Source organism: Klebsiella sp. PK18 (assembly GCF_057784655.1).
The window spans coordinates 724,145-750,956 of record NZ_CM173493.1 but is presented as its reverse complement, the minus strand read 5'-3'; the positions used below and the strand labels follow the sequence as shown (position 1 = coordinate 750,956).

The 26,812-nt window shown below is 58.2% G+C and carries 25 protein-coding genes and 1 tRNA gene; 13 read left to right on the top strand and 13 right to left on the bottom strand.

What is annotated here, in order from left to right:
* Positions 1-34: 34 nt before the first annotated feature.
* Entirely contained in the window at positions 35-2,173 is a 2,139-nt protein-coding gene (locus AC3EMD_RS03725) for an ornithine decarboxylase (RefSeq protein WP_302073936.1), read from the bottom strand.
* Between the two features lie 419 nt (positions 2,174-2,592).
* Here AC3EMD_RS03725 and AC3EMD_RS03720 point away from each other — a divergent pair, with 419 nt between their 5' ends.
* From AC3EMD_RS03720 to AC3EMD_RS03705, 4 genes are all read left to right on the top strand, one after another.
* Complete coding sequence (locus AC3EMD_RS03720; protein WP_008806478.1) at positions 2,593-3,306, top strand: DUF554 domain-containing protein; 714 nt, start codon at positions 2,593-2,595, stop codon at positions 3,304-3,306.
* Positions 3,307-3,411: 105 nt separating this feature from the next.
* Positions 3,412-3,487 (top strand) — tRNA-Phe (locus tag AC3EMD_RS03715).
* Positions 3,488-4,169: 682 nt separating this feature from the next.
* Entirely contained in the window at positions 4,170-5,546 is a 1,377-nt protein-coding gene (locus AC3EMD_RS03710) for a pyridoxal-phosphate dependent enzyme (RefSeq protein WP_181413484.1), read from the top strand.
* Positions 5,547-5,557: 11 nt separating this feature from the next.
* Positions 5,558-6,706: a trans-sulfuration enzyme family protein gene (locus AC3EMD_RS03705; protein WP_110204018.1), complete on the top strand. Its 1,149-nt coding sequence runs from the start codon at positions 5,558-5,560 to the stop codon at positions 6,704-6,706.
* On the opposite strand, the gene AC3EMD_RS03700 is transcribed toward AC3EMD_RS03705, so the two are convergent.
* Entirely contained in the window at positions 6,707-7,618 is a 912-nt protein-coding gene (locus AC3EMD_RS03700; protein WP_046881920.1) for a LysR family transcriptional regulator, read from the bottom strand.
* Between the two features lie 97 nt (positions 7,619-7,715).
* Here AC3EMD_RS03700 and AC3EMD_RS03695 point away from each other — a divergent pair, with 97 nt between their 5' ends.
* The 3 genes from AC3EMD_RS03695 to AC3EMD_RS03685 all read left to right on the top strand — a co-directional run bounded on the left by AC3EMD_RS03695 (position 7,716) and on the right by AC3EMD_RS03685 (position 9,136).
* Positions 7,716-8,318 (top strand): short chain dehydrogenase, encoded by a 603-nt coding sequence (locus tag AC3EMD_RS03695; protein WP_008806490.1) that lies wholly within the window; start codon positions 7,716-7,718, stop codon positions 8,316-8,318.
* 86 nt (positions 8,319-8,404) lie between these two features.
* Positions 8,405-8,749 (top strand): hypothetical protein, encoded by a 345-nt coding sequence (locus tag AC3EMD_RS03690; protein WP_012540552.1) that lies wholly within the window; start codon positions 8,405-8,407, stop codon positions 8,747-8,749.
* A 198-nt stretch (positions 8,750-8,947) separates the two neighbouring features.
* Positions 8,948-9,136, top strand: coding sequence for a hypothetical protein (locus AC3EMD_RS03685; RefSeq protein ID WP_008806492.1), 189 nt, complete (start codon positions 8,948-8,950; stop codon positions 9,134-9,136).
* Between the two features lie 196 nt (positions 9,137-9,332).
* On the opposite strand, the gene AC3EMD_RS03680 is transcribed toward AC3EMD_RS03685, so the two are convergent.
* The 3 genes from AC3EMD_RS03680 to AC3EMD_RS03670 all read right to left on the bottom strand — a co-directional run bounded on the left by AC3EMD_RS03680 (position 9,333) and on the right by AC3EMD_RS03670 (position 12,724).
* Positions 9,333-10,514, bottom strand: a complete 1,182-nt coding sequence (locus AC3EMD_RS03680; RefSeq protein WP_008806493.1) for an aminotransferase-like domain-containing protein — start codon at positions 10,512-10,514, stop codon at positions 9,333-9,335.
* Between the two features lie 145 nt (positions 10,515-10,659).
* Positions 10,660-12,525, bottom strand: coding sequence for a bifunctional glutathionylspermidine amidase/synthase (gene gss / locus AC3EMD_RS03675; protein WP_022064941.1), 1,866 nt, complete (start codon positions 12,523-12,525; stop codon positions 10,660-10,662).
* A gap of 76 nt (positions 12,526-12,601) precedes the next feature.
* Positions 12,602-12,724 carry a hypothetical protein gene (locus tag AC3EMD_RS03670; RefSeq protein WP_004217169.1) on the bottom strand — a complete coding sequence of 41 codons (123 nt, stop codon included), beginning with the start codon at positions 12,722-12,724 and terminating at the stop codon, positions 12,602-12,604.
* 20 nt (positions 12,725-12,744) lie between these two features.
* On the opposite strand from AC3EMD_RS03670, the gene AC3EMD_RS03665 reads away from it, so the two are divergent.
* Positions 12,745-13,305 (top strand): DsbA family protein, encoded by a 561-nt coding sequence (locus AC3EMD_RS03665; protein WP_072125651.1) that lies wholly within the window; start codon positions 12,745-12,747, stop codon positions 13,303-13,305.
* A gap of 47 nt (positions 13,306-13,352) precedes the next feature.
* The gene (yghU, locus tag AC3EMD_RS03660; RefSeq protein ID WP_038421800.1) at positions 13,353-14,219 is read left to right on the top strand and encodes a glutathione-dependent disulfide-bond oxidoreductase; all 867 of its coding nucleotides are present in this window, start codon (positions 13,353-13,355) and stop codon (positions 14,217-14,219) included.
* A gap of 72 nt (positions 14,220-14,291) precedes the next feature.
* On the opposite strand, the gene AC3EMD_RS03655 is transcribed toward yghU, so the two are convergent.
* The 5 genes from AC3EMD_RS03655 to exbB form a co-directional block, all read right to left on the bottom strand.
* On the bottom strand, positions 14,292-14,579 hold the full coding sequence (locus AC3EMD_RS03655) for a DUF2623 family protein (RefSeq protein WP_050887212.1): 288 nt from the start codon (positions 14,577-14,579) through the stop codon (positions 14,292-14,294).
* Positions 14,580-14,657: 78 nt separating this feature from the next.
* Positions 14,658-15,545, bottom strand: coding sequence for a YghX family hydrolase (gene yghX / locus AC3EMD_RS03650; RefSeq protein ID WP_023323279.1), 888 nt, complete (start codon positions 15,543-15,545; stop codon positions 14,658-14,660).
* Positions 15,546-15,666: 121 nt separating this feature from the next.
* On the bottom strand, positions 15,667-16,161 hold the full coding sequence (locus AC3EMD_RS03645) for a TIGR00645 family protein (RefSeq protein WP_008806498.1): 495 nt from the start codon (positions 16,159-16,161) through the stop codon (positions 15,667-15,669).
* A gap of 140 nt (positions 16,162-16,301) precedes the next feature.
* Positions 16,302-16,727 (bottom strand): TonB system transport protein ExbD, encoded by a 426-nt coding sequence (exbD, locus tag AC3EMD_RS03640; protein WP_012967219.1) that lies wholly within the window; start codon positions 16,725-16,727, stop codon positions 16,302-16,304.
* Positions 16,728-16,733: 6 nt separating this feature from the next.
* On the bottom strand, positions 16,734-17,465 hold the full coding sequence (gene exbB / locus AC3EMD_RS03635; RefSeq protein WP_004174395.1) for a tol-pal system-associated acyl-CoA thioesterase: 732 nt from the start codon (positions 17,463-17,465) through the stop codon (positions 16,734-16,736).
* A gap of 250 nt (positions 17,466-17,715) precedes the next feature.
* Here exbB and metC point away from each other — a divergent pair, with 250 nt between their 5' ends.
* The gene (metC, locus tag AC3EMD_RS03630) at positions 17,716-18,903 is read left to right on the top strand and encodes a cystathionine beta-lyase (protein ID WP_022064944.1); all 1,188 of its coding nucleotides are present in this window, start codon (positions 17,716-17,718) and stop codon (positions 18,901-18,903) included.
* A gap of 131 nt (positions 18,904-19,034) precedes the next feature.
* Positions 19,035-19,694, top strand: coding sequence for a DedA family general envelope maintenance protein YghB (gene yghB / locus AC3EMD_RS03625; RefSeq protein WP_004205217.1), 660 nt, complete (start codon positions 19,035-19,037; stop codon positions 19,692-19,694).
* Positions 19,695-19,743: 49 nt separating this feature from the next.
* Here the strand turns inward: yghB and AC3EMD_RS03620 are convergent, their stop codons facing one another.
* Positions 19,744-20,643 (bottom strand): AraC family transcriptional regulator, encoded by a 900-nt coding sequence (locus tag AC3EMD_RS03620; protein WP_012967218.1) that lies wholly within the window; start codon positions 20,641-20,643, stop codon positions 19,744-19,746.
* A 196-nt stretch (positions 20,644-20,839) separates the two neighbouring features.
* Here AC3EMD_RS03620 and yqhD point away from each other — a divergent pair, with 196 nt between their 5' ends.
* Both yqhD and dkgA read left to right on the top strand, forming a co-directional pair.
* Positions 20,840-22,003 carry an alcohol dehydrogenase gene (gene yqhD / locus AC3EMD_RS03615; protein ID WP_302073935.1) on the top strand — a complete coding sequence of 388 codons (1,164 nt, stop codon included), beginning with the start codon at positions 20,840-20,842 and terminating at the stop codon, positions 22,001-22,003.
* A 145-nt stretch (positions 22,004-22,148) separates the two neighbouring features.
* The gene (gene dkgA / locus AC3EMD_RS03610) at positions 22,149-22,976 is read left to right on the top strand and encodes a 2,5-didehydrogluconate reductase DkgA (RefSeq protein WP_008806502.1); all 828 of its coding nucleotides are present in this window, start codon (positions 22,149-22,151) and stop codon (positions 22,974-22,976) included.
* Between the two features lie 86 nt (positions 22,977-23,062).
* Here the strand turns inward: dkgA and AC3EMD_RS03605 are convergent, their stop codons facing one another.
* Positions 23,063-25,336 (bottom strand): YgiQ family radical SAM protein, encoded by a 2,274-nt coding sequence (locus tag AC3EMD_RS03605; protein WP_012540546.1) that lies wholly within the window; start codon positions 25,334-25,336, stop codon positions 23,063-23,065.
* A gap of 33 nt (positions 25,337-25,369) precedes the next feature.
* Positions 25,370-26,782 carry a cell division protein FtsP gene (gene ftsP / locus AC3EMD_RS03600; RefSeq protein ID WP_008806504.1) on the bottom strand — a complete coding sequence of 471 codons (1,413 nt, stop codon included), beginning with the start codon at positions 26,780-26,782 and terminating at the stop codon, positions 25,370-25,372.
* Positions 26,783-26,812: the final 30 nt, after the last annotated feature.

Genomic DNA, 26,812 nt, shown 5'->3' with positions numbered 1-26,812 from the left:
GTAAAACGCCCCGCCTGTTCGGCGGGGCGTTTTTTTATCCCTTCAGCACGTAGCCATACAGCCGCTTAATGCCGTCCGGATCCGTCTCGCTGTAAACCCCCTGCAGCTCCGGTGAGAAGCCCGGCAGCATATTGACCCCCTCCTCCAGCGCGAGGAAATAGCGCAGTACTGCCCCGCCCCAGATCTCGCCGGGCACCACGCATAATACCCCCGGCGGATAGGGCAGCGCCCCTTCAGCCGCGACGCGGCCTTCCGCTTCACTCAGACGCACCAGCTCCACGTTGCCGCGGATAAATTCGCGGTTAGCATCCTGCGGATTCATCACCACGCGCGGGAAGCTCCGTTTACGGAACATCTCCTTTTGCAGGCTCTTCACATCAAAGCTGACGTACAGATCGTGCATCTCCTGGCACAGCTCGCGGAGGGTGTAATCGCGATAGCGCACCGGATATTTGTTGTAGATGGTCGGCAGCACGTCAGCCAGCGGCGTATCCGACTCAATATGCTGTTCGAACTGCCCCAGCATCGCCACCAGCTGCGCCATTTTTTCGGCGCTCTCCGCCGGCGTCAGCAGGAACAGAATCGAGTTGAGATCGCACTTCTCCGGCACGATGCCGTTTTCACGCAGATAATGCGCCAGAATGGTTGCCGGGATGCCAAACTCACTGTACTCCCCACTTTCAGCGTCAATGCCCGGGGTGGTCAGCAACAGCTTGCATGGGTCGACAAAATACTGGTCGTCCGCATAGCCCTCAAAACCATGCCAGCGCGCGTCGGGTTCGAAGCTGAAGAAGCGGCGCTCCCGGGCGATCGCCTCGGTCGGGTAATCCTGCCATGGACGCCCCGCCACCACTGGCGGAATAAAGGGCTGGATCATCTTGCAGTTAGCGATGATCGCTTTGCGCGCCTCGATGCCCAGCGCCACACACTCGGCCCACAGGCGGCGGCCGCTCTCACCTTCATGAATTTTGGCGTTGACGTCCAGCGCGGCAAACAGCGGATAGAACGGGCTGGTGGAGGCATGCAGCATAAAGGCGTTATTCAGCCGCTTGTGCGGACAGAAACGCGCCTGGCCGCGCAGATGGTTATCCTTTTTATGGATCTGCGACGTCTGTGAGAAGCCGGCCTGCTGCTTGTGCACGGACTGGGTGACAAAAATACCCGGATCGTCCGGGGTCAGCTCCAGCAGCAGCGGCGAGCAGTCGGCCATCATCGGGATAAACTGCTCATAGCCCACCCACGCCGAGTCGAACAGGATGTAATCGCAGAGGTGGCCTATTTTATCCACCACCTGGCGGGCGTTATAGACCGTGCCGTCGTAGGTCCCCAGCTGGATCACCGCCAGACGAAACGGGCGGGAGGCATTGGCTTTCTCAGGCGCCGCTTCGCGGATGAGATCCCGCAGGTAATGCTCATCAAAGCAGCGTTCGTCAATGCCGCCGATAAAACCGAACGGATTGCGCGCGGCTTCAAGATAGACCGGCGTCGCCCCCGCCTGAATCAGCGCCCCGTGATGGTTTGACTTGTGGTTGTTACGATCGAACAGCACCAGATCGCCGCGGGTCAACAGCGCATTGGTCACGACTTTGTTGGCCGCCGAGGTGCCGTTGAGGACGAAGTAGGTTTTATCCGCATTGAACACTTTCGCAGCGAACTTCTGCGCGTGCTTGGCCGACCCTTCGTGGATCAGCAGATCGCCTAATTTCACATCGGCGTTGCACATGTCGGCGCGAAAGACATTTTCGCCAAAAAAGTCATAGAACTGACGGCCTGCAGGGTGCTTTTTGAAAAACGCCCCGTGCTGATGCCCCGGACAGGCAAAAGTGCTGTTATCCATCTCGACGTACTGGGTCAGAGTATTGAAAAACGGCGGCAGCAGACGCGCTTCATAATCACAGGCCGCCGCCTCCAGCTCCAGCCACTCCTGATCTTTACCGGCGATCACCGCCTGCACCCCCTCTGGCCTCTCGACCGCCGTCTCACTCAGCAGGTAGACCGGCAGATTAAATCCGCTGCGTCTGAGGAGAGCAAGGATGCCGCTGCGACTGTCCGCCGCGGTGATGACGACTGCCGCCACATCGGTAAAATCGGTACTGTCCAGCGCCACAACGCGACGGTGGGTGGACAAGCGGGTGACCAGCTCGCAGCTGGCGGCAATGTGCATGGATTTCATAAGCGCAAATGCCCGTATCGGGAGTGTAAAAATCTCAGACAAGGAAACCTTGCCCAACGATGTGTCCGGGTCTGACGGATTTCAGCTCCGACCGCCGGACATCAGTAAAAGCAGACGCGTCCGATCTTACTGTTGCCCTACAGTGAGCATACGTGTCCTTCACCGCATGGTGAACAGAGGAGTAAGCGTAGCAAGATGAGGCAGCCCGCGCATCTGTGCGCGACGTCGCTGGCGAGATAATGGCAGTGTCGTCATCGGCGGCCTCATATCAGGGAGGAGAAAATTCGCGCAATCATGGCACCTTTCCCGAACAGGCGCAAGATGAAAACCGTATGCACTTATATCACGGATACACAAGCTTTCACGGCGGGTTAACGTCATAATAATGCGGTTATCAGGGATATTTAACAGGAGTCAGCGTGGTTACAGGACCTTTTATTAACGCCAGCGCGGTGCTGGTCGGCGGTGTGCTGGGCGCCTTGCTCAGTCAACGGTTGCCGGAACGGATCCGCACATCAATGACCTCAATTTTTGGCCTGGCGTCATTAGGCATCGGCATTTTACTGGTCATTAAGTGCGCCAATCTGCCAGTGATGGTGCTGTCGACCCTGGTGGGGACGCTGCTCGGCGAAATATGCAATATGGAAAAAGGCATCAATACGCTGGTCAGTAAACTCCAGCAGTTGATGTCAGCGAAAGGCAAGAAAAAGGCTTCGGCTCATGAGTCTTATATTCAGAGCTATGTGGCGATTATCGTCCTGTTCTGCGCCAGCGGCACCGGCGTCTTCGGCGCCATGCGCGAAGGGATGACTGGCGACGCCAGCATTCTGATTGCTAAAGCGTTTCTCGACTTTTTCACCGCCACCATTTTCGCCTGCACCCTGGGCATTGCCGTCGCCGCCATCAGCGTGCCGATGCTGCTCATCCAGCTGACTCTTGCGGCCTGCGCGGCGATCATTATGCCGCTTACTACCCCGATGATGCTGGCGGATTTCAGCGCCGTCGGCGGTATGCTGCTGGTGGCCACCGGGCTGCGCATCTGCGGGATAAAAATGTTTGCCGTGGTGAATATGCTGCCTGCGCTGGTGCTGGCGATGCCAATTTCAGCGGCCTGGACGCTGTTTTTTGCCTGAAGACGCGTGCTTTTAGCGCAATGTGGTGATAGATTGTTCAGTCTGCTGCAAAACAGATAAATTTCGTTGACGAGGCGCGGCGATTACGGTTTAATGCGCCCCGTTGCCCGGATAGCTCAGTCGGTAGAGCAGGGGATTGAAAATCCCCGTGTCCTTGGTTCGATTCCGAGTCCGGGCACCACTTATTCAGAGAACCCAGCCTATGGCTGGGTTTTTGCTTTTCTACGACCGGACTCTCCATCGAACTCCATTCGATTATTCGCCGCACAGCGGCTCACCCCTTCGGGGCCAGCGCGACACGCGCGCTGTTCAACGCCTGCGGCGTTAGTCCGAGTCCGGGCACCACTTATTCAGAGAACCCAGCCTATGGCTGGGTTTTTGCTTTTCTACGACCGGACTCTCCATCGAACTCCATTCGATTATTCGCCGCACAGCGGCTCACCCCTTCGGGGCCAGCGCGACACGCGCGCTGTTCAACGCCTGCGGCGTTAGTCCGAGTCCGGGCACCACTTATTCAGAGAACCCAGCCTATGGCTGGGTTTTTGCTTTTCTGCGCCCTATATCTGTGGGTTTCTACCACGCCGTATCCTCTGTGCCATTAAGGCCTATTCCCCATAGAATCTTTTCGAAAATGCATTTTCAGATATCAAATAACACGCTGATTCAAATCGCCATTTTCTCGCCAAAAGCGGCTAAAAACTCCCTTTTCTGGCAATCGATCCGCCCAGGTGGCTACCCTGCTTTCCCTCCAGATGGCCAAATAGCATCTTATATTCCATTTGACGCTAACAGGCAGAGAAATGTTCTTTAAATTACCGTTTTCACAGCTCTACCATGCAAAAATATCTTAAACGAGTGGGTAAATGGTTATGTCACTGTTTCATTCCGTGAGCGACCTGATCGGTCATACTCCCCTGCTCCAGTTGCACAAACTGGATACCGGCCCCTGCAGTCTGTTTTTAAAACTGGAAAATCAGAATCCCGGCGGGTCAATTAAAGATCGCGTTGCGCTGTCGATGATTAATGAAGCCGAGCGCCAGGGAAAACTGGCGCCCGGAGGAACGATAATCGAAGCCACCGCCGGCAACACCGGCCTCGGCCTGGCGCTGATCGCGGCGCAGAAAAATTACCGGCTGATCCTGGTGGTGCCGGACAAAATGAGCCGCGAGAAAATCTTTCACCTGCGGGCGCTGGGCGCGACGGTGCTGCTCACCCGTTCCGACGTCAATAAAGGCCATCCGGCCTATTATCAGGATTATGCCCGCCGCCTTGCCGATGAAACCCCGGGCGCCTTTTATATCGACCAGTTTAATAACGACGCCAATCCGCTGGCCCATGCCACCTCCACCGCGCCGGAGCTTTATCAGCAGCTGGAGGGCGACATTGACGCCGTCGTTGTCGGCGTCGGCTCCGGCGGCACGCTGGGCGGGCTTCAGGCCTGGTTTGCTGAACACTCGCCGAAAACGGAATTTATTCTCGCCGATCCGGCGGGTTCGATCCTTGCCGATCAGGTTGATACCGGTCGCTACGGCGAAACGGGATCCTGGCTGGTCGAAGGGATCGGCGAAGATTTTATCCCGCCGCTGGCCAGGCTGGAGGGGGTACATACCGCGTATCGCGTCAGCGACCGCGAAGCGTTCCAGACTGCGCGCCAGCTGCTGCAGGTCGAGGGCGTGCTGGCCGGCTCTTCCACCGGCACCTTGCTCAGCGCCGCCCTGCGCTACTGCCGGGCACAAAGCCGTCCGAAACGGGTGGTGACCTTCGCCTGTGATAGCGGCAATAAATACCTGTCCAAAATGTTCAACGATGACTGGATGCGCCAGCAAGGACTGATCGCCCGGCCCGAACAGGGCGATCTCAGTGATTTTATCGCCCTGCGCCATGACGAAGGCGCCACCGTCACGGCCGCGCCGGACGACACCCTGGCCGCAGTCTTTACCCGCATGCGGCTGTATGACATCTCCCAACTGCCGGTGCTGGAGGATGGCCACGTGGTCGGCATTGTCGATGAGTGGGATTTGATCCGCCACGTACAGGGCGATCGCCAACGCTTCTCCCTGCCGGTCAGCGAAGCGATGAGCTGCCATGTTGAAACTCTCGATAAGCGTGCGCCAGAGAGCGAACTGCAGGCTATTCTCGATCGCGGTCTGGTGGCGGTGATCGCTGACAACGCGCGTTTTCTTGGCCTGGTCACCCGCAGCGATGTTCTAACCGCCTGGCGTAACCGAGTCGCACAATAAGGAATTTTTTTATGTCATCTATCCACACCCTGAGCGTACATAGCGGAACCTTCACCGACAGCCACGGCGCAGTGATGCCGCCGATTTACGCCACCTCCACTTTTGCTCAGCCGGCGCCGGGGCAGCATACCGGCTATGAATATTCCCGCAGCGGGAACCCTACCCGCCACGCGCTGGAGACGGCGATCGCCGACCTGGAAAACGGCACGCGCGGCTACGCGTTCGCCTCCGGGCTGGCCGCCATCTCCACCGTGCTGGAGCTGTTGGATAAGGACAGTCACCTGGTGGCGGTCGATGATGTGTATGGCGGCACTTACCGCCTGCTGGAAAACGTTCGCCGCCGTAGCGCTGGTCTGCAGGTGAGCTGGGTGAAACCCGACGACCTGAATGGGATTGAAGCGGCGATCCGCCCCGATACGCGCATGATCTGGGTGGAAACGCCCACCAACCCGCTGCTGAAGCTGGCGGATCTCAGCGCCATCGCCGCCATCGCGCGACGCCATAACCTGATCAGCGTCGCCGATAACACCTTCGCCTCGCCGGCGATCCATCGCCCGCTGGAGCATGGATTTGATATTGTGGTGCACTCCGCGACCAAATACCTCAACGGCCATTCCGATGTCGTCGCCGGCCTGGCGGTGGTTGGCGATAACTCCGAGCTCGCGGAAAAGCTTGGCTATCTGCAGAATGCGGTAGGCGGTGTACTCGACCCGTTCAGCAGCTTCCTGACGCTACGTGGTATCCGTACCCTGGCGCTGCGGATGGAGCGCCACAGCGCGAACGCGCTGCAGCTCGCCGAATGGCTGGAACAGCAGCCGGAAGTGGAGCGAGTCTGGTTCCCCTGGCTGGCCTCGCACCCGCATCATCATCTGGCGCGCCAGCAAATGGCGCTGCCCGGCGGCATGATTTCGGTGGTGGTGAAGGGTGATGAAGGTTACGCCGAGCGCATCATCAGCAAGCTGCGCTGGTTTACGCTTGCGGAGAGCCTGGGCGGCGTGGAGAGTCTGGTGAGCCAGCCGTTCAGCATGACCCATGCCTCGATCCCGCTGGAGAAACGTCTGGCGAATGGCATCACGCCCCAGCTGATCCGCCTGTCGGTGGGGATCGAAGATCCCAACGATCTGATTGCCGACTGGCAGCAGGCGCTGCGGGAGGAGTGATTATTCCGACGCGCGGGTCGTTGTCAGCACGTCGGCCATTCCCTGCTGAAGGTGGGCAATAAACTGCGTCAGCTTCGGCAGGGGCCGACGATCCTGGCGCCAGAGCAGATGCACGGGTCTCGGCTGCGGGGTCCAGGCCTCCAGCACCCGCACCAGGCTGCCGCTGGCCAGCGCATCGGCCAGCAGCACCTCCGGCTGCATCAGCAGCCCGGCCCCGGCGATTGCCGCCTGGCGCAGCGCGTAACCATCATTGCAGCGTAAAATCGCATCGCGTTTCCAGCGCACTTCCCCCTCCATGCCCGGCAGCCGCCACTCGTTGCGGGCGGTCCAGACCGTATGGGACAGGCAGAGATGATCCGCGAGATCCTCCGGCGTCCCAGGGGTCCCGTAACGCGCCAGATAAGCCGGCGCGGCGCAGATCACCATCCGATACGGCGCCAGATAGCGGGCCACCAGATCCTCCTGATGGATCTCGCCAATCCTGATCGCCAGATCGACCCCCTCATCCACCAGATCGACCATCCGGTTAGTCAGATCCAGTTCCACCCGGACCGCAGGCCAGGCCTGCAGGAAGGTGGCGGTCAGGGGCGCGATCACGCTGGCGCCAAACGAGGTGGGGGCGCTCACCCGCAGAGTGCCGGCGGGCGCCAGCCGCAGCCGCTCGACCGCGCTTTCGGCGATGGAGACCTGCTCCATCACCCGTTTCGCTTCGTCAAAATAGACCCGCCCGGCGTCGGTGAGGCTCTGGCGTCGGGTGTTACGCTCCAGCAGACGCGTCGCCAGCTGGCTTTCCAGCTGGGCGATATATTTTCCGACCATCACCGCCGACAGCCCCAGGCGCGACGCCGCCCCGGTAAAGCTGCCGCACTCCACCACGGCAATAAACGTCTCCATCCCTCGCAGCTTATCCATATTGCTAACCTCTGGTTAGTAATGTTCTAACTTTTAGCCAGTTTATCCGATATTCGTTTTATTAAAGAATAGCGTCTCACCTCATCAGGAGACAGCCATGAAAATTATCGTTATCGGTGCCAGCGGCACCATCGGTCGCGCGGTCAGCGAAGAGCTGAGCCAGAGACATGACGTTATCCGCGTCGGCCGCACCCGGGGAGATTATCAGGTGGATATCACCTCGCAGGAGAGCGTCGAGGCGCTATTTGCCCAAACGGGCGAAGTAGATGCGATTGTCTCCACCACCGGCAATCTGCACTTTGGGCCGTTAAGCACCATGACCGACCGTCAGTTCAACCTCGGGCTGCAGGACAAGCTGTTGGGGCAAATTCGCCTGGCGCTGATCGGGCAGCATTTCCTGCGTGACGGCGGGTCGATTACTCTGGTCAGCGGTATTGTCGCCCAGGAGCCCATTGCTCAGGGGGTCAATGCCACGACGGTCAACGCCGGTCTGGAGGGCTTTGTGCGCGCCGCCGCCTGCGAACTGCCACGCGGGATCCGCATCAATCTCATTAGCCCCACCGTGCTCAGCGAGTCGCTGGCGGCCTACGGCGACTTTTTCCCGGGCTTTGCCAGCGTCCCCGCCGCCGCCGTGGCGCAGGCCTATCGTCGCAGCATTGAAGGCGTTCAGACCGGCCGCATCTACCCGGTCGGCTACTAGCCTGCGCCGGCCCGCCGGGGCCGGCGCTTACATCAGGCCGTCATTGCAGGTACACTGACGGCTGATTGTCTCCGACCGAAAAACTGATGTTGAAAAAATTACCTTTTATTATCCCGCTTTTGGCGCTTATCGCGCTGCTGGTCTGGTGGTTCACCCCGCATTACACCGCAGATGAAGAAGCCTACTACCGGGCAGTCTTTTGCATGATCGATCATGACGACAGCCGCCAGTTCCTCCACGATATGCAAAATATCGTCGAAGGGGGAAATTCTGACTATGCATTGCATAAAACCCATTACCTGCCGGCGCTGGGGCAGCGGATGCTGGACACCTGGCGCCAGCTCAGCGCGCAGGAGCAGCAAACACTGGGCGAAGATCGGCAGCGCTGTGGCGAGATATTGCGCGAAAAACAGCAGGGAAAATCATCCTGATGGGGGCGAAATCGCAGTATATCTTCAGCGTCGAATGAGATTGTGCTGTTGGTAGCCAGATGACCGCCATAAAACACCCCGCTCTTGCGGGGCCGCGATATGACGTTTTTTTCTGCTGCGACATACTATAAAAAGTAGTTGATCTGGTACGAACTAACTCTTATTTTGCTTCTCAGTTTTCAAAATGAGATAAAACTGATGCCAGTCATTATTGCCAGTAGTATTAAAGAAGCCAACGCATTGATTAACGGTGGGAAATACAGGGAAATTATTCTCAACTTCGATATTGATGCCGATGACTTTTTCTCTCTCGCCAGCCATTCTGCTGGGACAAAAATCTCCATCTCCGACCGAAACGATCGCTCTCCGGTAAAATCAGAAAAATAATTAACCCGCGAGGGACATTTATGTGGTTGTTTATTGGCACCTTTGCGGTTGCTTTTCTCGCAGCGCTGATGCTGGTCTGGCTGGATGACCGGATCGCTGAGACAGATTGACCCTGGCGCTGGACGCTAACGTCAGTTCCTCCCGCTCTCGCCGCGAAGGGCTGTGCGCCGTCGTTACGCGGCGCACAGCAGAGTCATTACAGGGAGGCCGCCAGCCGCTCAACGGCCGTCAGCAACCCGGCCTCAGACACCGTGGAGTAGGAGAGACGCAGAGTACGGGTATCCGGCTTATCGTGATAGAACGCTTCGCCAGGAACGTAGACTACGCCGTTTTCCAGCGTTTTCTTCATCCATTCCATGGTATCGAACGGATAGCGGAAACGCGCCCACAGGAACATGCCCCCCTGCGGGCGGCTGAATTCCAGGTGCTCGCCAAGGCGGCTTTCCAGCGCGTCGGCCAGCGCCACACACTTCTTGCGGTAGTCTTCGCGAATCAACGCGATCTGGTTCTCCAGCCGGTTCATGCCAAGGTACTCCGCGGTGATCACCTGCGACAGCATATTGGTATGCAGATCCGCCGCCTGCTTGACGATCACCGTCTGCTGCGCCAGCCAGTCCGGCATCACGACCCAGCCGATGCGCATCCCCGGCGCGAGGATCTTCGAAAAGGTCGAGGTGTAGACCACCTGATCTTCACAGCCCAGCTCAACCGCGTGCTGATAGAGCGGGCGTCGAACGGCGTCAGTGAAGCTAATTTCGCCATAGGGATCGTCTTCCAGAATGACGAAGTCATATTTTTTCGCCAGCTCAACCAGGCGACGACGACGCGTCTCGCTCAGCGTTTTGCCGCCGGGGTTGCCGAACGTCGGCACCAGATAAACGGCTTTGACGCGGGTGGTCTCCAGCAGGTCGGCCAGTTGCTCCACCAGCATCCCGTCATCATCGGTGTCGACACTGAGAATATTGGCCTGCGCCAGCTGAAACACCTGCAGCGCCGCCAGATAGGTAGGACGCTCAACGACAATAGTGTCACCTGGATCGAGCAGCGTACGAGCAACGATATCCAGCGATTGCTGCGAGCCGGAGGTGATATAGACCTGAGCGGGAGAACAGGTCACGCCACGGGAGTGACAGATTTCACTCACCGCCTGGCGCAACGGCGGGTAGCCCTCCGTCAGACCGTACTGGAATGCGTCATGAAAACGTTCGCTCATCACCTTCTGCACCGCCAGCTCCAGGCCTTCGGTATCAAACAATTCCGGGGCCGGAATGCCGCCGCCAAGCGAGATCACGCCGGGCAGTTTACTGTGCTTGAGAAGTTCGCGGACGGCGGAGGGCTTGAGTTCACCCGCGCGGGCGGCGAGACGCCGATCGTGCATACTATTTTCCTTTTCTGTCTTGTTGTTGTGTTAATTATCTTGGCTTCGTTGCAGGTGTTCCCCGGCGGCGCTGACCATGCCGGGGCTATCCTTTTCTGTACGTTGTCACCCGGACAGGGGTATGCCGCTACCCGGGTTTCGCACGTCATGCTTTGTCTTTCAAAACGATTAACGGCTCGATATCGCTCTCTTTTTTCACCACCAGCGACGAATCGCCGCGCAGGCAGGTACCGCCGTAGTTACCGCCGACGGTAAATGTGCACACCTGAATGTACTTACCGTCCACTTTCGGCAGGCACCACAGCTGCTGGTAGATATTCTTGCGATCGACAAACTGGCCGCTGGTCTTATCCAGAACCTCATCCTGAGGACCGATCAAATCGATATTGTTCCCGCAGCGTCCGGAAATGGGCTTCACGGCATAGCCGGTTTTCGCCAGCTCGTCGTTAACCACAAAATCGGTATCCAGCAGATAGCGATGATGCGGGAACAGCGACCACAGCACCGGCAGAATCGCTTTGTTGCCCGGGATCACCGTCCACAGGGGTTCGAATACCAATACTTCAGGACGCAGCAGGACGTCAATCAGCCGCACCTCATTCTGCGGATGTCCGGTACGAATCGGCACCGCCGCGTACTCATCGGCGCTGACTTCGCGCACCTGCTCAATGGCGGTTTCCCATGCCCAGGTCTTCCAGACGCAGTTGACCAGCCGCCCGTCAGCGTCAATCAGCTGGCCGGCAGCGTCCCAGCGCAGCTCATCAAGGCCAAAGAGAATTTTGCTCTCAAAACCGGCCTGGGTCAGGGAACGCTGGATAAATTTCGCGTGGTAATTCTCTTCCAGATCCTTGTCCTGCATGATGTGGACGAAGGGCCGCGCCCGGCTGTGTTTCCACGCCCCCGCCAGCTCATCGAGCAGACCTTCCGCCGGATTGTGGCCGGTGCCGTAGTAGCCCTGCTTCAGCCACTGCTCGAGGATCAGCCCGCCTTCGGTATGGCAGGAGGCGGAGTCGGCATTGTACTCGTACACCTTCAGCCCGCGCTCGTCCATGCAAAAATCCATGCGCCCGGTAATCATATGATGACGACGGCGCTGCCAGGAGAGACGCAGACGCGGCCAGAGGATTTTCGGGATATCAAACAGCGCCAGCAGGTTATCATCCTTCATCACCTTATCGGTGGCGTGCAGATACATCAGGTGCAGCTCGTTAGTGGCTTTGATCAGCTCCTGTTCGGCGCTTTCGCTGATGGTGAAATACTGGTAGGGATCCTGGTTGATGAAATGGCCGTTGGCCGCCACGTAGGCTTTCTGCAGCGGATCTTTCTCGTTCAGCCATTTGCCGCGGAACTGGCCGTTGTTCGGCAGCCGCGCGCCTTTGATCGCCATCGCCTCGCCCGGCAGCACCGGCTGCGGCAGGCTGTGTTCGGTATCGGCGGTCTGGATCATCCAGCCTAAAATTTCGGTATCGGTAAAGGTATCTTTGATGGTGTACCGGCCGGCGTTGACCTCGAGGGTCAGCTCGCGGGTCCACTGCTGGCCCTGCGGCAGCGGCGAGTGAATGACGTTCTGCTCGGCGATACGCACTTTATTGCCGACAAGCTGGGTGATCACCGCGACGTGGCCTGTGTGCTTAAACTCGCCTCCCTTCTGCCAGATCAGTAACGAACCGGCGATGGGCGGACGGCGGGAACCGTTGGCGAAGGCCTGCAGCGGCAAAATATTGTCATTGACCACTTCACGCAGGAAACGCAGGGAGAAGATTTCATACGCCATCCCCACATCGGTAAAGACAAACCCGTAGGTCAGGAACAGAAAGCGGCGTGCAAACTCGACGCACTGCCATTTATGCCCCATATACTCACTGCCGATGTAGCTGCGAAACGTCGCGTCATCCGGGTAGTCCTGCGGATTTAAGCTACTGTAATTCGATGAATAAATCGCCACGCCGCCGGGCGCGTAGCCTAACAATGTCCCAAACGGGGCGTCACTGCTTGTCGATCCTTTGCTCATTTAGCCTGACCTCAAATTAATGCAGCCCGGGCAGTTGGCGAAACAAAACTCCCTCTTCTTATCCTGCCGCAGGCACTTACCAGACAGAGGTGTAACGATGATACCACTCATTCGTTTCGCTAATCGTGCCGTTAAGGAAAATAACCCTGCAGCCGGAAACAAAAGTGATATCGTTATCGGTGATATAACAAAAAAACAACGCAACATCAGGAGTCGACAATGAGCACACCCTCGCATCTGAATGCCCAACCGCTGGTCTGGGGACACGGCCCGCGGACGTTTGAGGTGTTCCTTGAGCCCACCTGCCCCTACTCTGTCCGCGCGTTTAATAAGCTCGACGACCTGCTTGATGAGGTCGGCGCCGATAACGTCACCATCAAGATACGCCTGCAGTCGCAGCCGTGGCATCTGTTCTCCGGGGTTATCGTCCGCTGCATCCTCGCCGCGTCCACCCTGCCGCACGGCAGAGAGCAGGCGCATAAGGTGATGCAGGCCGTGGCCGACCATCGGGAAGAGTTTGAGTTTACCGAACACTGCAGCGGGCCGAACATGAACGCCACGCCGCAGCAAATCATTGAGCGCATTGAACGTTACAGTCACGTGCTGCTGGGGGCCGCCTTTGCCCGCCCGGAGCTGCAGGACGTGATCAAGTGGCACAGTAAATACGCCCGTCAGAACGGCATTCACGTCTCGCCGACCTTTATGGTCAATGGCCTGGTGCAGCCGGATCTGGGCAGCGGCGATGATGTCAGCGTGTGGGCCGCGCGGATTATGGCCTGAGGTCACCTGCTACACTTTTTGTACATCCACGAAAAAGGCAAACCAGCATGTCAGAGCAAAACTACCAGCCACCCAAAGTGTGGGAATGGAAGCAAAACAGCGGCGGCGCGTTCGCCAATATCAACCGTCCCGTTTCCGGCGCGACCCATGAACGCGTCCTGCCGGTCGGGACCCATCCGCTCCAGCTATACTCACTGGGCACGCCCAACGGCCAGAAGGTGACCATCATGCTGGAGGAGCTGCTGGCGCTGGGCGTCAGCGGCGCGGAGTACGACGCCTGGCTAATACGCATTGGCGAAGGGGATCAGTTTTCCAGCGGCTTTGTCGATATCAACCCGAACTCGAAGATCCCGGCCCTCAGCGACCACTCCACCACGCCGCCGACCCGGGTATTTGAGTCCGGCAACATTCTTCTCTATCTGGCGGAAAAATTTGGCTTCTTCCTGCCAAAAGATCCTGCCGGCCGCACCGAAACCCTCAACTGGCTGTTCTGGCTGCAGGGCGCGGCGCCATTCCTCGGCGGCGGCTTCGGCCACTTCTATAACTATGCGCCGGTGAAGATCGAGTACGCGATCGACCGCTTTACGATGGAAGCCAAACGCCAGCTCGACGTGCTGGACAAACAGCTCGCCCGCGGCCGCTATGTGGCCGGCGAGGAGTACACCATCGCCGATATGGCTGTCTGGCCGTGGTATGGCAACGTAGTGCTGGGCAACGTCTATAACGCGGCGGAGTTCCTCGACGCCGGGAGCTATAAAAACGTGCTGCGCTGGGCGCAGGATGTGGGCAGCCGCCCGGCCGTCAAGCGCGGACGCATCGTCAACCGCACCAACGGCCCGCTCAATGAGCAGTTGCATGAGCGCCACGACGCCCGCGACTTTGACACCCAAACGGAAGATAAGCGCCAGGCGTAAGGTCTTCACCCTTTCCCGCTGACGGGAAAGGGTTCCCACCACAGGACGGCTCCGCCTGCGAAGCCGTCCTGTTTAGCTTTCCAGCCGATAGCCCGCCAGAAAATAGCGCATCGCCATACCCGACCCACCTTCTTTGAAGAAATCCATCACCCTATCTCTGTCAAGGCCATAGCGACGGGTCAGGATCCCCGCCTCCCACGCGCTGAGCTGGCGGTCGCCGGTTTTTTCAAACATGCGGTGCGAGTAGCCGAGCACAAACCCGCGTTTATAGTCGGCGCAAAAATTCGCCGCATGCGCGGCGGTGTCAGCATAGGATGCCTGTAGCCCCGCCATTAAGCCTTTGCCAAAATGATTTTCCATCGCGCCCTCCCAATCGCTGTATAATAAATTATATAGCGTTTTTTTGAGCGAGCGGTAGCGCTATTTATGTCGTTTGCGCTAGCGTAAATACTTCTCAAACCATGCCAGCGTGCGTTGCCAGGCCAGATCAGCCGCAGCCCGATCGTAGCGCGGCGTGGAATCATTATGAAAGCCGTGATTCACGCCCTGATAGAGATAGGCCTCGTAGACTTTATGGTGTTCCTTCAACGCCTGTTCATAGGCGGGCCAGCCTTCATTAATGCCGCTATCGAGGCCGGCATAGTGCAGCAGCAGCGGCGCTTTAATTTTATCGACCTCCTTCAGCGGCGGCTGGCGGCCGTAAAACGGCACCGCGCAGGCTAGCTCCGGGATCGCCACCGCCGCCGCGTTGCTGACGCCGCCGCCGTAACAAAACCCGGTGATACCGACCTTCCCCGTCGCCTGTGGATGCTTCGCCATAAACGCGACCGCCGCAAAAAAATCATTCATCAGCTTCACGGGATCGACTTTCTGCTGGAGCGCGCGGCCTTCATCATCATTCCCCGGATAGCCGCCGACGGCGCTCAGGCCATCAGGCGCCAGCGCGATATATCCCGCTTTCGCGACCCGCCGGGCTACGTCTTCAATGTAGGGATTGAGGCCTCGGTTCTCATGTACCACCACAACGGCGGGCGCTTTGTCGGCTATTTTCGTCGGCGTCACCAGGTAAGCCCGCACTTCGCCGTGGCCGTCAGGAGAGGGGTAATGAATATACTCCGGACGGATATCCGGATCGGTGAACGGTACCTGCTCTGCCAGGGCATAGTCGGGCTTCAGCAGATTAAACAGCGCCAGCGCGGTCATCCCGCCGACAGTATATTTCCCCGCCAGCTGGAGAAACTCGCGTTTGCTGATTTTGCCGTGGGCATAGTAGTCATAATACTCGAGCAGCTGCTGCGGGAAATCTTTGGCCGTTAATCGCGTCATCACCCTGCCTCCGTTGTTAAGCGCCCTTTAAGCAAAGCAGAAGCCCGGACATACGCCAGCGCAGAAAAACAGAAACGGGGGAGAAAAAGCCCAGCGGCTAACACCGCCGGGAGAGAAGGGATCAGTGTTTCACTTTGTTCAGACGATCGAGATAGCCCATCACAAAGGCCGAAAGGACGAAGGTCAGGTGGATAATCACGTACCACATCAGCTTGTTGTCCGGCACGTTTTTCGCATCCATAAACACCCGCAGCAGGTGGATAGAGGAGATCGCCACAATTGACGCCGCGACTTTATTCTTCAGAGAGGTGGCGTCCATTTTACCGAGCCAGCTCAGCTTCTCTTTCCCTTCATTGATATCCAGCTGCGACACGAAATTCTCATAGCCCGAGAACATCACCATCACCAGCAGGCCACCCACCAGGGTCATGTCCACCAGCGACAGCAGCGTCAGGATCAATTCCGACTCGCTGACGCTGAAGATATGCGGCAGAACGTGGACGATCTCCTGAAAAAATTTGATGGTCAGCGCGACCAGTCCCAGCGAAAGGCCAAAATAAACCGGCGCCAGCAGCCAGCGCGAAGTGTACATAGCGTTTTCCAGAAAGCGTTCCATATAATCCTGTTAGTTAACAAAAAGAAGCGACATTATATCTCAGACAGATAACGTGATGGCAACGCCAGGCCAACACATCGCCGGCAGACGGCCATAAAAAAGGCCGGCGCGCGGCCAGCCTTTTCAGGAACAGAATCGGGTTATTTGGCTTTGACGGTCTCTTCGCCCACCAGCCCGATCTTGAGATAGCCCGCCTGATGCAGGGTATCCATCACTTTCATCATCGTCTCGTAATCGACGGTTTTATCCGCGCGAAAGAAGACAGTGGTATCTTTTTTGCCGGCGGTCAGGCTATCCAGGGCGTTAATCATATTCGCTTCGGTAATCGGGTCGTTGCCGAGGAACATGCTCTTATCCGCCTTCACCGACAGATAAATGGGTTTTTCCGGTCGCGGTTGCGGCTGGCTGGAGGAGGCCGGCAGATTCACCTTCACGTCAACCGTCGCCAGCGGCGCAGCCACCATAAAGATAATCAGCAGAACCAGCATGACGTCGATAAACGGCGTCACGTTGATCTCATGCATTTCGCCGTTATCGTCCAGATTTTCATTAAGACGCATCGCCATAGCCGATCAACCTACCCGTAATTTCTGCGCGCTACGCACCGGCTTCACACCGCTGGCGCTGAGGTCCAGGTCGCGACTTTGCAGCAGCAGCACCTGAGCGGCGACGTCGCCGAGCGAGGCCTTGTAGCTGCCAATCATGCGGGCAAAGATGTTATAGATGACCACCGCCGGGATGGCGGCGAACAGGCCGATGGCCGTCGCCAGCAGCGCTTCCGCGATGCCCGGCGCTACCACCGCAAGGTTGGTAGTCTGCGTCTGGGCGATACCGATAAAGCTGTTCATGATGCCCCAGACGGTCCCGAACAGACCCACGAACGGCGAAATGGCGCCGATGGTGGCCAGATAACCATTGCCGCGCCCCATATGGCGACCGACCGCCGCGACGCGGCGCTCAAGGCGGAAACCGGTGCGTTCCTTGATGCCTTCATTGTCTTCCGCACCGGCAGAGAGTTCGAGTTCGTTCTGCGCTTCATTGATAAGCTGGGTGGTCAGGCTCTTCGCCTCAAAGGCGCTGGCGATATCGCTGGCCTGATCGAGAGAGCGGGCTTCCGCCAGCTGCTGCTGTTCACGTTTGAGGCGACGCTTGCTGGCGAGGATTTCCGCCCCTTTGCCGAAAAAGATGGCCCAGGTGACGACCGACGCCAGAATCAGGCCAATCATCACCACCTTAACGACAATATCGGCATGATGATACATACCCCAAACGGAGAGATCCGCCTGCATCAAATTATTACCCACGCTCTATCTCCACGACGATAATCACAAAATCTGCCCACAATAATATCAAAACGACATCGAATTGATAGTGGTTCTCATTAGTATTTACACTGTGCAGCAAATCACGTTTATTTTCCTTGCGCTCACGCAGTAAAAAAGCGGCTTACTGCGGGCCTGGTAAAATTTTCGCCTGTATCGGCGCCGCACTGGTACAGAAAAGAAGATTCATGCTAGTTTAGACGTCCAGACGTATAAAAACAGGTTCATCAACATGGCTGATAAACATCTTGATACCGCGCTGGTCAACGCCGGACGGAGCAAAAAATATACCCAGGGCTCAGTGAACAGCGTGATCCAGCGCGCGTCATCGCTGGTTTTCGATACCGTGGAAGCCAAAAAACACGCCACCCGCAACCGGGCTAACGGCGAGCTGTTCTACGGGCGTCGCGGCACCCTGACCCACTTCTCACTGCAGGAAGCGATGTGCGAGCTGGAAGGCGGCGCCGGCTGCGCCCTCTTCCCCTGTGGCGCGGCCGCGGTGGCCAACACCATCCTGGCGTTCGTCGAACAGGGCGACCATGTGCTGATGACCAATACCGCCTATGAGCCAAGCCAGGATTTTTGTACCAAAATTCTCGCTAAACTCGGCGTCGCCACCAGCTGGTTCGATCCCCTCATTGGCGCCGATATTGCCCAACTTATTCGGCCGGAGACCCGCGTGGTGTTCCTGGAATCGCCTGGCTCCATCACCATGGAAGTGCATGATGTGCCAGCGATTGTCGCCGCCGTGCGTCAGGTCGCCCCGGAAGCGATTATCATGATCGATAACACCTGGGCGGCGGGGATCCTGTTCAAAGCGCTGGATTTTGGCATCGATATTTCCATTCAGGCAGGCACCAAATATCTGATCGGCCATTCCGACGCCATGGTCGGCACTGCGGTGGCGAACGCGCGCTGCTGGCCGCAGCTGCGTGAGAATGCCTATCTGATGGGGCAAATGCTGGACGCCGATACCGCCTATATGACCAGCCGCGGCCTGCGCACCCTGGGCGTGCGCCTGCGTCAGCATCATGAAAGCAGCCTGCGCATCGCCGAGTGGCTGGCGCAGCATCCGCAGGTGGCGCGGGTCAACCACCCCGCCCTGCCCGGCAGTAAAGGCCATGAGTTCTGGAAGCGCGATTTTACCGGCAGCAGCGGGCTGTTCTCGTTTGTGCTCAACAAGCGTCTCAACGACGCTGAGCTGGCAGCGTATCTCGACAACTTCAGCCTGTTCAGCATGGCCTACTCGTGGGGCGGCTTTGAATCGCTGATTCTGGCCAATCAGCCGGAGCAAATCGCTCACATCCGACCGGATGCGGAAGTCGACTTCAGCGGCACGTTGATCCGTTTGCACATTGGTCTCGAAAATGTTGACGATCTGCAGGCGGATTTAGCAGCGGGCTTCGCGCGTATCGTGTAAAGTGACAGTCAGTGGCAACAATAGCGGACGCTTTTTAGCAAAGCGGCCGCTTTTGTTGCGCCCGGGATCAAGGTGCTCGGGTCTCTTCAGGAGTACACTAGTCAACAATACGGTACCACTTAGGAAAGTCCATGGTTGTCATTCAAGAGATTGTCGCCGCGTTGTGGCAACATGATTTTGCCGCATTGGCGAACCCTCACGTTGTGGGCGTTGTATATCTGGTTATGTTCGCCACCCTGTTTCTGGAAAACGGGCTGCTGCCCGCGTCCTTTTTACCGGGGGACAGCTTGCTGCTGCTCGCCGGCGCGCTGATTGCTAAAGGCGTCATGGACTTTGTGCCCACTATCGCCATTCTGACCGCCGCCGCCAGCCTCGGCTGCTGGTTGAGCTATGTGCAAGGGCGCTGGCTGGGCAATACGCAAACGGTGAAAGGCTGGCTGGCGCATCTGCCGCATAAGTACCATCAGCGCGCCACCTGTATGTTTGATCGCCACGGCCTGCTGGCGCTGCTCGCGGGCCGCTTTCTGGCATTTGTCCGCACCCTGCTGCCAACCATGGCGGGGATTTCCGGCCTGCCGAACCGCCGCTTTCAGTTCTTCAACTGGCTGAGCGCCCTGCTGTGGGTTGGCGTGGTCACGGGTCTCGGCTATGCGCTGAGCATGATCCCGTTTGTGAAGCGCCATGAAGATCAGGTCATGACCTGCCTGATGATCCTGCCGATTGCTCTGCTGCTGGCGGGCCTGCTCGGCACGCTGTTCGTGGTGATCAAAAAGAAATACTGCAGCGCCTGACGGCCACCTGCCGGGGGGCCTGCGCCCGCCCGGCTTGCCCTTCCCGATATTACATGCCCTGCATCGTGCGAATTCGTGCGGCATCTTCCCCGGGCGTCATACCGAAGTAGCGCTTAAACTCGCGGCTGAACTGCGAAGGACTTTCATACCCCACCCGCATCGCCGCCGCGCTGGCCTTCATGCCGTCATGGATCATCAGCATGCGCGCCTTGTGCAAACGGTAGGTTTTCAAATACTGCAGCGGTGAAGTACTGGTCACCGATTTAAAATTATGGTGAAACGCCGAGACGCTCATATTCGCCTCTGCCGCCAGCCGATCGACGCTCAGGTTTTCGGTGTACTGGCTCTCGATGTGTTTCAGCACGCGGCTTATCAAACTGAAATGGGTCTGCCGGCTGACCAACGCCAGCAGTGCGCCGCCGCAGGGGCCCGTCAGCACATAGTAGAGGATTTCACGGATAATCTGCTTGCCAAGAATGCGCGCGTCCAGCGGACGATCCATGACGTCGAGCAGCCGTTCGGCAGCGCATAAAATATCTTCGGAAAGCACTGCCGAATTTATTCCGCTGGAGGCGACGGCGGGCTGAAACAGCGGATCCTCGCCAATATCCATCAGCAGCTCCTGCAGCTGCAGGATATCGACGTTCAGACGCATCCCGGCGAGGGGCACCTCCGGGGTGGCAAAGGTTTCGCATTCGAAGGGCAGCGGCACGGTCAGCAGCAGATATTCATTTGTGTCGTAGCGAAAAGTCCGCTCATTGATATAACCAATTTTATGGCCGGAAAAGAGAAAAACGATCCCCGGCTGATACATCACCGGCGTCCGGGTACCCGGCTGCGTCCCATACAGCAGGCGGACGTCAGGCAGCAGCGAACTTAACAGTTCGTGCTTATCTTTCAGCTGGTTAATCTTCTCTGTCAATATCTGGCATATCTGTGCGTGTTGCATTGCCACCGCCTCTCCCGATGTTTCTTCACCCATACATTGTGCGCAGGCTGGCGAGAATTCTCCAGCCACATGGAGAAATAGGCAAGACATAGGCAGAAATGTGCATTGAGGGTCAACGGCGCCGGGACCACAATAACCGTCATCTGGCAGCGGTATCGTCCCTGTCGGCGGTTTTACTCTTTTGAGGACACTAGCAATGAATAATTTTGACCTGCATACCCCAACCCGCATTCTGTTTGGCAAAGGCGCGATTGAAAAGCTGCGTGAACAGATCCCGGCGGAGGCTCGCGTACTGATCACCTACGGCGGCGGCAGCGTGAAAAAAACGGGCGTCCTGGATCAGGTACTCACCGCCCTGAATGGCCTGGATGTCCTTGAATTTGGCGGCATCGAGCCGAACCCGTCTTACGAAACTCTGATGAACGCCGTGAAGCTCGCCCGTGAAGAGAAGGTCACCTTCCTGCTGGCGGTCGGCGGCGGTTCAGTACTGGATGGCACCAAGTTCATCGCCGCGGCGGCCCATTACGACGCCGCTATCGATCCATGGGAAATTATGGAAACTTACGGCAGTAAGATCGCCAGCGCCATTCCAATGGGTTCGGTTCTGACTCTGCCAGCGACCGGTTCTGAATCAAACAAAGGGGCGGTGATTTCGCGGAAAACCACCGGCGACAAACGCGCGTTTATGTCTTCGCACGTCCAGCCACAGTTCGCGATCCTCGACCCGGTTTACACCTACACTCTGCCACCGCGCCAGGTCGCCAACGGCGTGGTTGACGCCTTCGTCCATACCGTTGAACAGTACGTCACCTACCCGGTTGACGGCAAAATTCAGGACCGTTTCGCCGAAGGCATTCTGCTGACGCTGGTGGAAGATGGCCCGAAAGCGCTGCAGGAGCCAGAGAACTACGACGTGCGCGCTAATATTATGTGGGCGGCGACTCAGGCGCTGAACGGTCTTATCGGCGCTGGCGTACCGCAGGACTGGGCGACCCATATGCTCGGCCACGAACTGACGGCGATGCATGGTCTGGATCACGCCCAGACGCTGGCTATCGTGCTGCCGGCGCTGTGGAACGAGAAACGCGATACCAAGCGCGCGAAGCTGCTGCAGTATGCCGAGCGCGTATGGAATATCACCGAGGGCTCCGAAGAACAGCGTATCGATGCCGCTATTGCCGCAACCCGGAGTTTCTTCGAGCAGATGGGGGTGCCGACCCGCCTCTCCGATTACGGTCTCGACGGTAGCTCCATCCCGGCGCTGCTGGCGAAACTGGAAGAGCACGGCATGACCAAACTGGGCGAACATCAGGATATCACCCTGGACGTCAGCCGCCGTATTTACGAGGCTGCTCGCTAATTTAACCCCGCCTGATTCACCTCTCCTTACGTTAAACAAACGTCGGGGAGAGGTGTTTTTACTACCGTTTTTAGCTATTTCGTCCAGACTTAATGCTACCCCTCGGCGGATTCTGCCTCGCCGAGTTCATTAACAGGAGGAAGGCATGACACATCCAACCGTTATAAAACTACACGACGGCAACCTGATGCCGCAGCTGGGTCTCGGCGTGTGGAAAGCTGGCAACGAGGAAGTCGTCTCCGCCATTCATAAGGCGCTGGAAGTCGGTTATCGCTCTTTTGACACCGCCGCCGCGTACCAAAATGAGGCCGGCGTCGGCAACGCGCTGCACAGCGCAGGCGTCAATCGCGATGAGCTGTTCATCACCACCAAGCTGTGGAACGACGATCAAAAACGGCCGCACGAGGCGCTGAAAGAGAGCCTCAGCAAGCTGAAGCTCGACTATGTGGATCTCTACTTAATCCACTGGCCGGTGCCGGCGATCGGCCATTACGTCGAAGCCTGGCAGGCGCTGATCGAGCTGCAGCAGCAGGGGCTGGCGAAAAGCATCGGCGTGTGTAATTTCCAGGTCCCGCATCTGCAGAAGCTGATTGATGAAACCGGCGTCGCACCGGTGATCAACCAGATTGAGCTCCATCCGCTGCTGCAGCAGCGTCAACTGCATGCCTGGAACGCCACCCACAAGATCCAGACCGAATCCTGGAGCCCGCTGGCCCAGGGCGGTAAAGGGGTGTTCGATCAGAAAGTCATCCACCAGCTAGCCGATAAGTACGGCAAAACGCCGGCGCAAATCGTCATCCGCTGGCATCTTGATAGCGGTCTGGTGGTGATCCCGAAATCAGTGACGCCGTCGCGTATCGCGGAAAACTTTAACGTCTGGGATTTCCGTCTCGACAAAGACGAACTCAGCGAAATCGCGAAGCTGGACCAGGGCAAGCGTTTAGGGCCCGATCCGGATCAGTTTGGCGGCTAACATATAAAAAAGCCGGATAGCGCTGACGCTTATCCGGCTCTCCAACTGGCCCGGTCAGCAAAGCGCTACCGGGCACAACGTCAGGCTTAACGCCCGGCGACTTTACCGCGTTTGACCGGTTTTTTCGCCGTCGTTTCACCGTTAGAACGCTGATGTACAATCGGCGTGTGCTTGGTCAGCGCCGGACGGGTATGGCGGTTCTGGCGACGCGCTTCGCGCATCTCATCCAACGTCGGGGCAGGCACCAGGCAGTCGCGGCGTGAGCCAATCAGGTGCTTTTTACCCATCGCCTCCAGCGCCTGACGGATCAGCGGCCAGTTTGCCGGATCGTGATAGCGCAGCAGCGCTTTATGCAGACGGCGCTGTTTATCGCCCTTCGGCACCACCACCTCTTCGCTCTTATAGCCAATCTTGCCCAGCGGGTTCTTGCCGGTGTAATACATGGTGGTCGAGTTCGCCAACGGCGACGGATAGAAGTTCTGCACCTGGTCGAGACGGAAGCGATGTTTCTTCAGCCACAGCGCCAGGTTCACCATATCTTCATCGCGGGTTCCCGGATGGGCGGAGATAAAGTACGGGATCAGATACTGTTCTTTACCCGCCTGCTTCGAATAGGTATCAAACAATTCTTTAAAGCGGTCGTAGCTGCCCATCCCCGGCTTCATCATCTTCGACAGCGGCCCCTCTTCGGTATGCTCCGGGGCGATCTTCAGATAGCCGCCGACGTGGTGGGTCGCCAGCTCTTTGATATAGCGCGGATCTTCGACGGCGATGTCATAGCGTACGCCAGAGGCAATGAGGATCTTCTTAATGCCCTTCAGCTCACGGGCGCGACGGTAAAGATTGATCGTCGGCTCATGGTTGGTATCCATGTGCGGGCAGATATCCGGGTAGACGCAGGAGAGACGGCGGCAGGTCTGCTCGGCGCGTGGCGATTTGCAGCGCAGCATATACATGTTGGCCGTTGGTCCGCCGAGATCGGAGATCACCCCGGTAAAGCCGGGCACCGTGTCGCGAATGGCTTCGATTTCATTAATGATCGAATCTTCTGAACGGCTCTGGATAATGCGCCCTTCGTGCTCGGTGATTGAGCAGAACGAACAGCCGCCGAAGCAGCCGCGCATGATGTTGATCGAGAAACGGATCATCTCATACGCCGGGATACGCGCGTCGCCGTAAGCAGGATGCGGCACACGCTTGTAAGGCAGCGCGAAGACGCTGTCCATCTCTTCAGTCGAGAGCGGGATTGCCGGCGGGTTGATCCAGATATAGCGTTCGCCATGCTTTTGCATCAGCGCCCGGGCGCAGCCGGGGTTGGTTTCATGGTGCAGAATACGCGAAGCGTGAGCGTACAGGACCTTATCGCCTTTCACCTTCTCGAAGGAAGGCAGCAGCACATAGGTCTTTTCCCACGGTTTGGGCCGCGGCGGCTGCACGGTGATGCTTTTGGCTTCCTGCTTTTTCGGCGCAACCGGCTTGTTATCGGCACACGGCAGATCCTCACCGTACGGATGCGGGATGGGATCAATTTTGCCAGGCGTATCCAGGCGGGTGGAATCGACGCCGCTCCAGCCCGGCAGCGCCTCTTTCACCATGATGGCGGTATTGCGCACATCGCGGATCTGGTCGATGGTTTCGCCCATCGCCAGGCGATGCGCGACTTCCACCAGCGGACGCTCGCCGTTGCCGAACATCAGCATATCGGCCTTGGAGTCCACCAGCACCGAGCGGCGCACGGTATCGGACCAGTAATCATAATGCGCGGTACGGCGCAGGCTGGCCTCGATGCCGCCAAGGATCACCGGCACGTCTTTCCACGCCTCTTTACAGCGCTGGGTGTAGACCAGGGTGGCGCGGTCCGGGCGTTTACCCGCCACGTTGCCGGCGGTGTAAGCATCGTCATGGCGCAGCTTACGGTCGGCGGTGTAGCGGTTGATCATCGAGTCCATATTGCCCGCGGTCACGCCGAAGAACAGGTTCGGCTTACCCAGGCGCATAAAGTCGTCTTTGCTGTTCCAGTCCGGCTGGGAAATGATCCCCACCCGGAACCCCTGCGCTTCCAGCATACGGCCGCAGATGGCCATCCCGAAGCTCGGGTGGTCGACGTAGGCGTCGCCGGTCACCAGAATAATGTCGCAGCTATCCCAGCCAAGTTGGTCCATCTCTTCACGCGACATCGGTAAAAATGGCGCAGGGCCAAAACAGGCAGCCCAGTATTGCGGCCAGGAAAAAAGGTCACGATCCGGTTGGATCAGGGATATTGCGCTCATATTGCTTCCGGGGGAAATGATAAAAAAATAACCAAAAGGGCGTGGATTATAAGCCGGAATGATAGTGGAAATGAAGGAGGATTTTCTCAAACCCTGACCGTGTTCCGGCCAGGGTTGAAGAGATTACGGCGCGGGATTCACCAGCATCTGGCCGATCGAGCCGCGGTCGGCAAGCTCCAGCGTCTGGCTCAGATACTGGAACGGGAAGTGCGGCCACGACGGCTGAGCATAGTAGACCAGCAGTTCAACCTGCCCGTCGACCCACACGGTGTCCTTCCAGCCGCGATCTTCCGGGAAGGGCGACGAGCCGTTGACGTTACGGATCTGGAACATCACCCCTTCAATATGGAACGACTGCGGGCGGTCGGCGCGCACCGTCCAGCGCTCCCAGGTCCCCTGTTGCGCCGTGATATCGATACGCTGCGGATCCCACAGCTGGCCGTTGATGCCCGGATCGTCGCCAAGGGTGATATCCCGGCTGCGGATTGGCGTGCCGGAGAGCAGCTCGGTCGGCAGCAGACGCACCGGCAGACTGTCAGTGACCAGCGGCAGCAGCCCGGTCGGGCGCAGGGTCAACACCAGCGTGGAGACCAGAATACTTGACGGTTCAAAAAAGCCGCGGATACGGTCGACAATACTCGCCGCTTCACCGCAGGTAATGGACACTTCATCGCCGTTGGTCATATCGACCAGAATTTCACGCCGTTCCCCCGGCCCCAGCGACAGCTGCTTGAGCGAGACCGGCGCCGGCAGGAACCCCTGATCCCCGGAAATCACATGCAGCAGTCGGCCATCGCTCATCTGCAGCTGATAGCGCCGGGAGTTGGAGGCGTTCAGCAGGCGCAGGCGCACCCAGCCGCGCGACACTTCGACATAGGGGCTCTGCACGCCGTTAACCAGCAGCGTATCGCCAACGAAGCCGCCGCTCCCCGGTTCGCTATATTCCGGCGTGCCGAAGTTATCCAGCCGCTTGTCCTGAATAATCACCGGGAAGTCATCAACGCCGTAGTGGTTAGGGATTGGCAGGTTCTTGCTGACCTCATCTTCCACCAGCCACATGCCGGCCAGGCCGTTGTATACCTGCTTCGCCATCCGGTTCGGCGTGTTGGCCTGATACCACAAGGTGGCAGCGCTCTGGCGGATAGGCAGCACCGGCGCCCAGTCGGCGTTCGGCGACATCATACGCGCCGCGCCGCCGATCAGCGGGCCAGGCACCTGCAGACCGCGGATGGTCATCGCGACATTCTCAGTCAGACGGTTGCTGTAGATAAGCTTGACGTCATCCCCGCTCCAGACGCGGATCGTCGGCCCCATGTAGCGGCCATTGATCCCCCAGACGGGGGCGCGAGTGCCTGGCGTAAACGACCAGTGCGAACGCTGCAGCGTCAGAAACAGCGGCTGACCGCGACGCGATTCCAGCAGCGGCGGAACCGGCAGCGCAAGCTGCTGGCCGGCGGCATGGGCTTTCAGCGGCGCGGCGCCAGCGCACAGCGCTACGCCGGAAGCCTTAATAAACTGACGCCGACTGAGTGACATATTAACTCCATGACATACTGACAAATGAAA

Coding starts and splice junctions, on each gene's coding strand:
- AC3EMD_RS03725 (WP_302073936.1), bottom strand. CDS start 2,173: ATGAAATCCATGCACATTGCCGCCAGCTGCGAGCTGGTCACCCGCTTG.
- AC3EMD_RS03710 (WP_181413484.1), top strand. CDS start 4,170: ATGGTTATGTCACTGTTTCATTCCGTGAGCGACCTGATCGGTCATACT.
- AC3EMD_RS03705 (WP_110204018.1), top strand. CDS start 5,558: ATGTCATCTATCCACACCCTGAGCGTACATAGCGGAACCTTCACCGAC.
- AC3EMD_RS03700 (WP_046881920.1), bottom strand. CDS start 7,618: ATGGATAAGCTGCGAGGGATGGAGACGTTTATTGCCGTGGTGGAGTGC.
- AC3EMD_RS03695 (WP_008806490.1), top strand. CDS start 7,716: ATGAAAATTATCGTTATCGGTGCCAGCGGCACCATCGGTCGCGCGGTC.
- AC3EMD_RS03690 (WP_012540552.1), top strand. CDS start 8,405: ATGTTGAAAAAATTACCTTTTATTATCCCGCTTTTGGCGCTTATCGCG.
- AC3EMD_RS03685 (WP_008806492.1), top strand. CDS start 8,948: ATGCCAGTCATTATTGCCAGTAGTATTAAAGAAGCCAACGCATTGATT.
- AC3EMD_RS03680 (WP_008806493.1), bottom strand. CDS start 10,514: ATGCACGATCGGCGTCTCGCCGCCCGCGCGGGTGAACTCAAGCCCTCC.
- gss (WP_022064941.1), bottom strand. CDS start 12,525: ATGAGCAAAGGATCGACAAGCAGTGACGCCCCGTTTGGGACATTGTTA.
- AC3EMD_RS03665 (WP_072125651.1), top strand. CDS start 12,745: ATGAGCACACCCTCGCATCTGAATGCCCAACCGCTGGTCTGGGGACAC.
- yghU (WP_038421800.1), top strand. CDS start 13,353: ATGTCAGAGCAAAACTACCAGCCACCCAAAGTGTGGGAATGGAAGCAA.
- AC3EMD_RS03655 (WP_050887212.1), bottom strand. CDS start 14,579: ATGGAAAATCATTTTGGCAAAGGCTTAATGGCGGGGCTACAGGCATCC.
- yghX (WP_023323279.1), bottom strand. CDS start 15,545: ATGACGCGATTAACGGCCAAAGATTTCCCGCAGCAGCTGCTCGAGTAT.
- AC3EMD_RS03645 (WP_008806498.1), bottom strand. CDS start 16,161: ATGGAACGCTTTCTGGAAAACGCTATGTACACTTCGCGCTGGCTGCTG.
- exbD (WP_012967219.1), bottom strand. CDS start 16,727: ATGGCGATGCGTCTTAATGAAAATCTGGACGATAACGGCGAAATGCAT.
- metC (WP_022064944.1), top strand. CDS start 17,716: ATGGCTGATAAACATCTTGATACCGCGCTGGTCAACGCCGGACGGAGC.
- yghB (WP_004205217.1), top strand. CDS start 19,035: ATGGTTGTCATTCAAGAGATTGTCGCCGCGTTGTGGCAACATGATTTT.
- AC3EMD_RS03620 (WP_012967218.1), bottom strand. CDS start 20,643: ATGCAACACGCACAGATATGCCAGATATTGACAGAGAAGATTAACCAG.
- yqhD (WP_302073935.1), top strand. CDS start 20,840: ATGAATAATTTTGACCTGCATACCCCAACCCGCATTCTGTTTGGCAAA.
- dkgA (WP_008806502.1), top strand. CDS start 22,149: ATGACACATCCAACCGTTATAAAACTACACGACGGCAACCTGATGCCG.
- ftsP (WP_008806504.1), bottom strand. CDS start 26,782: ATGTCACTCAGTCGGCGTCAGTTTATTAAGGCTTCCGGCGTAGCGCTG.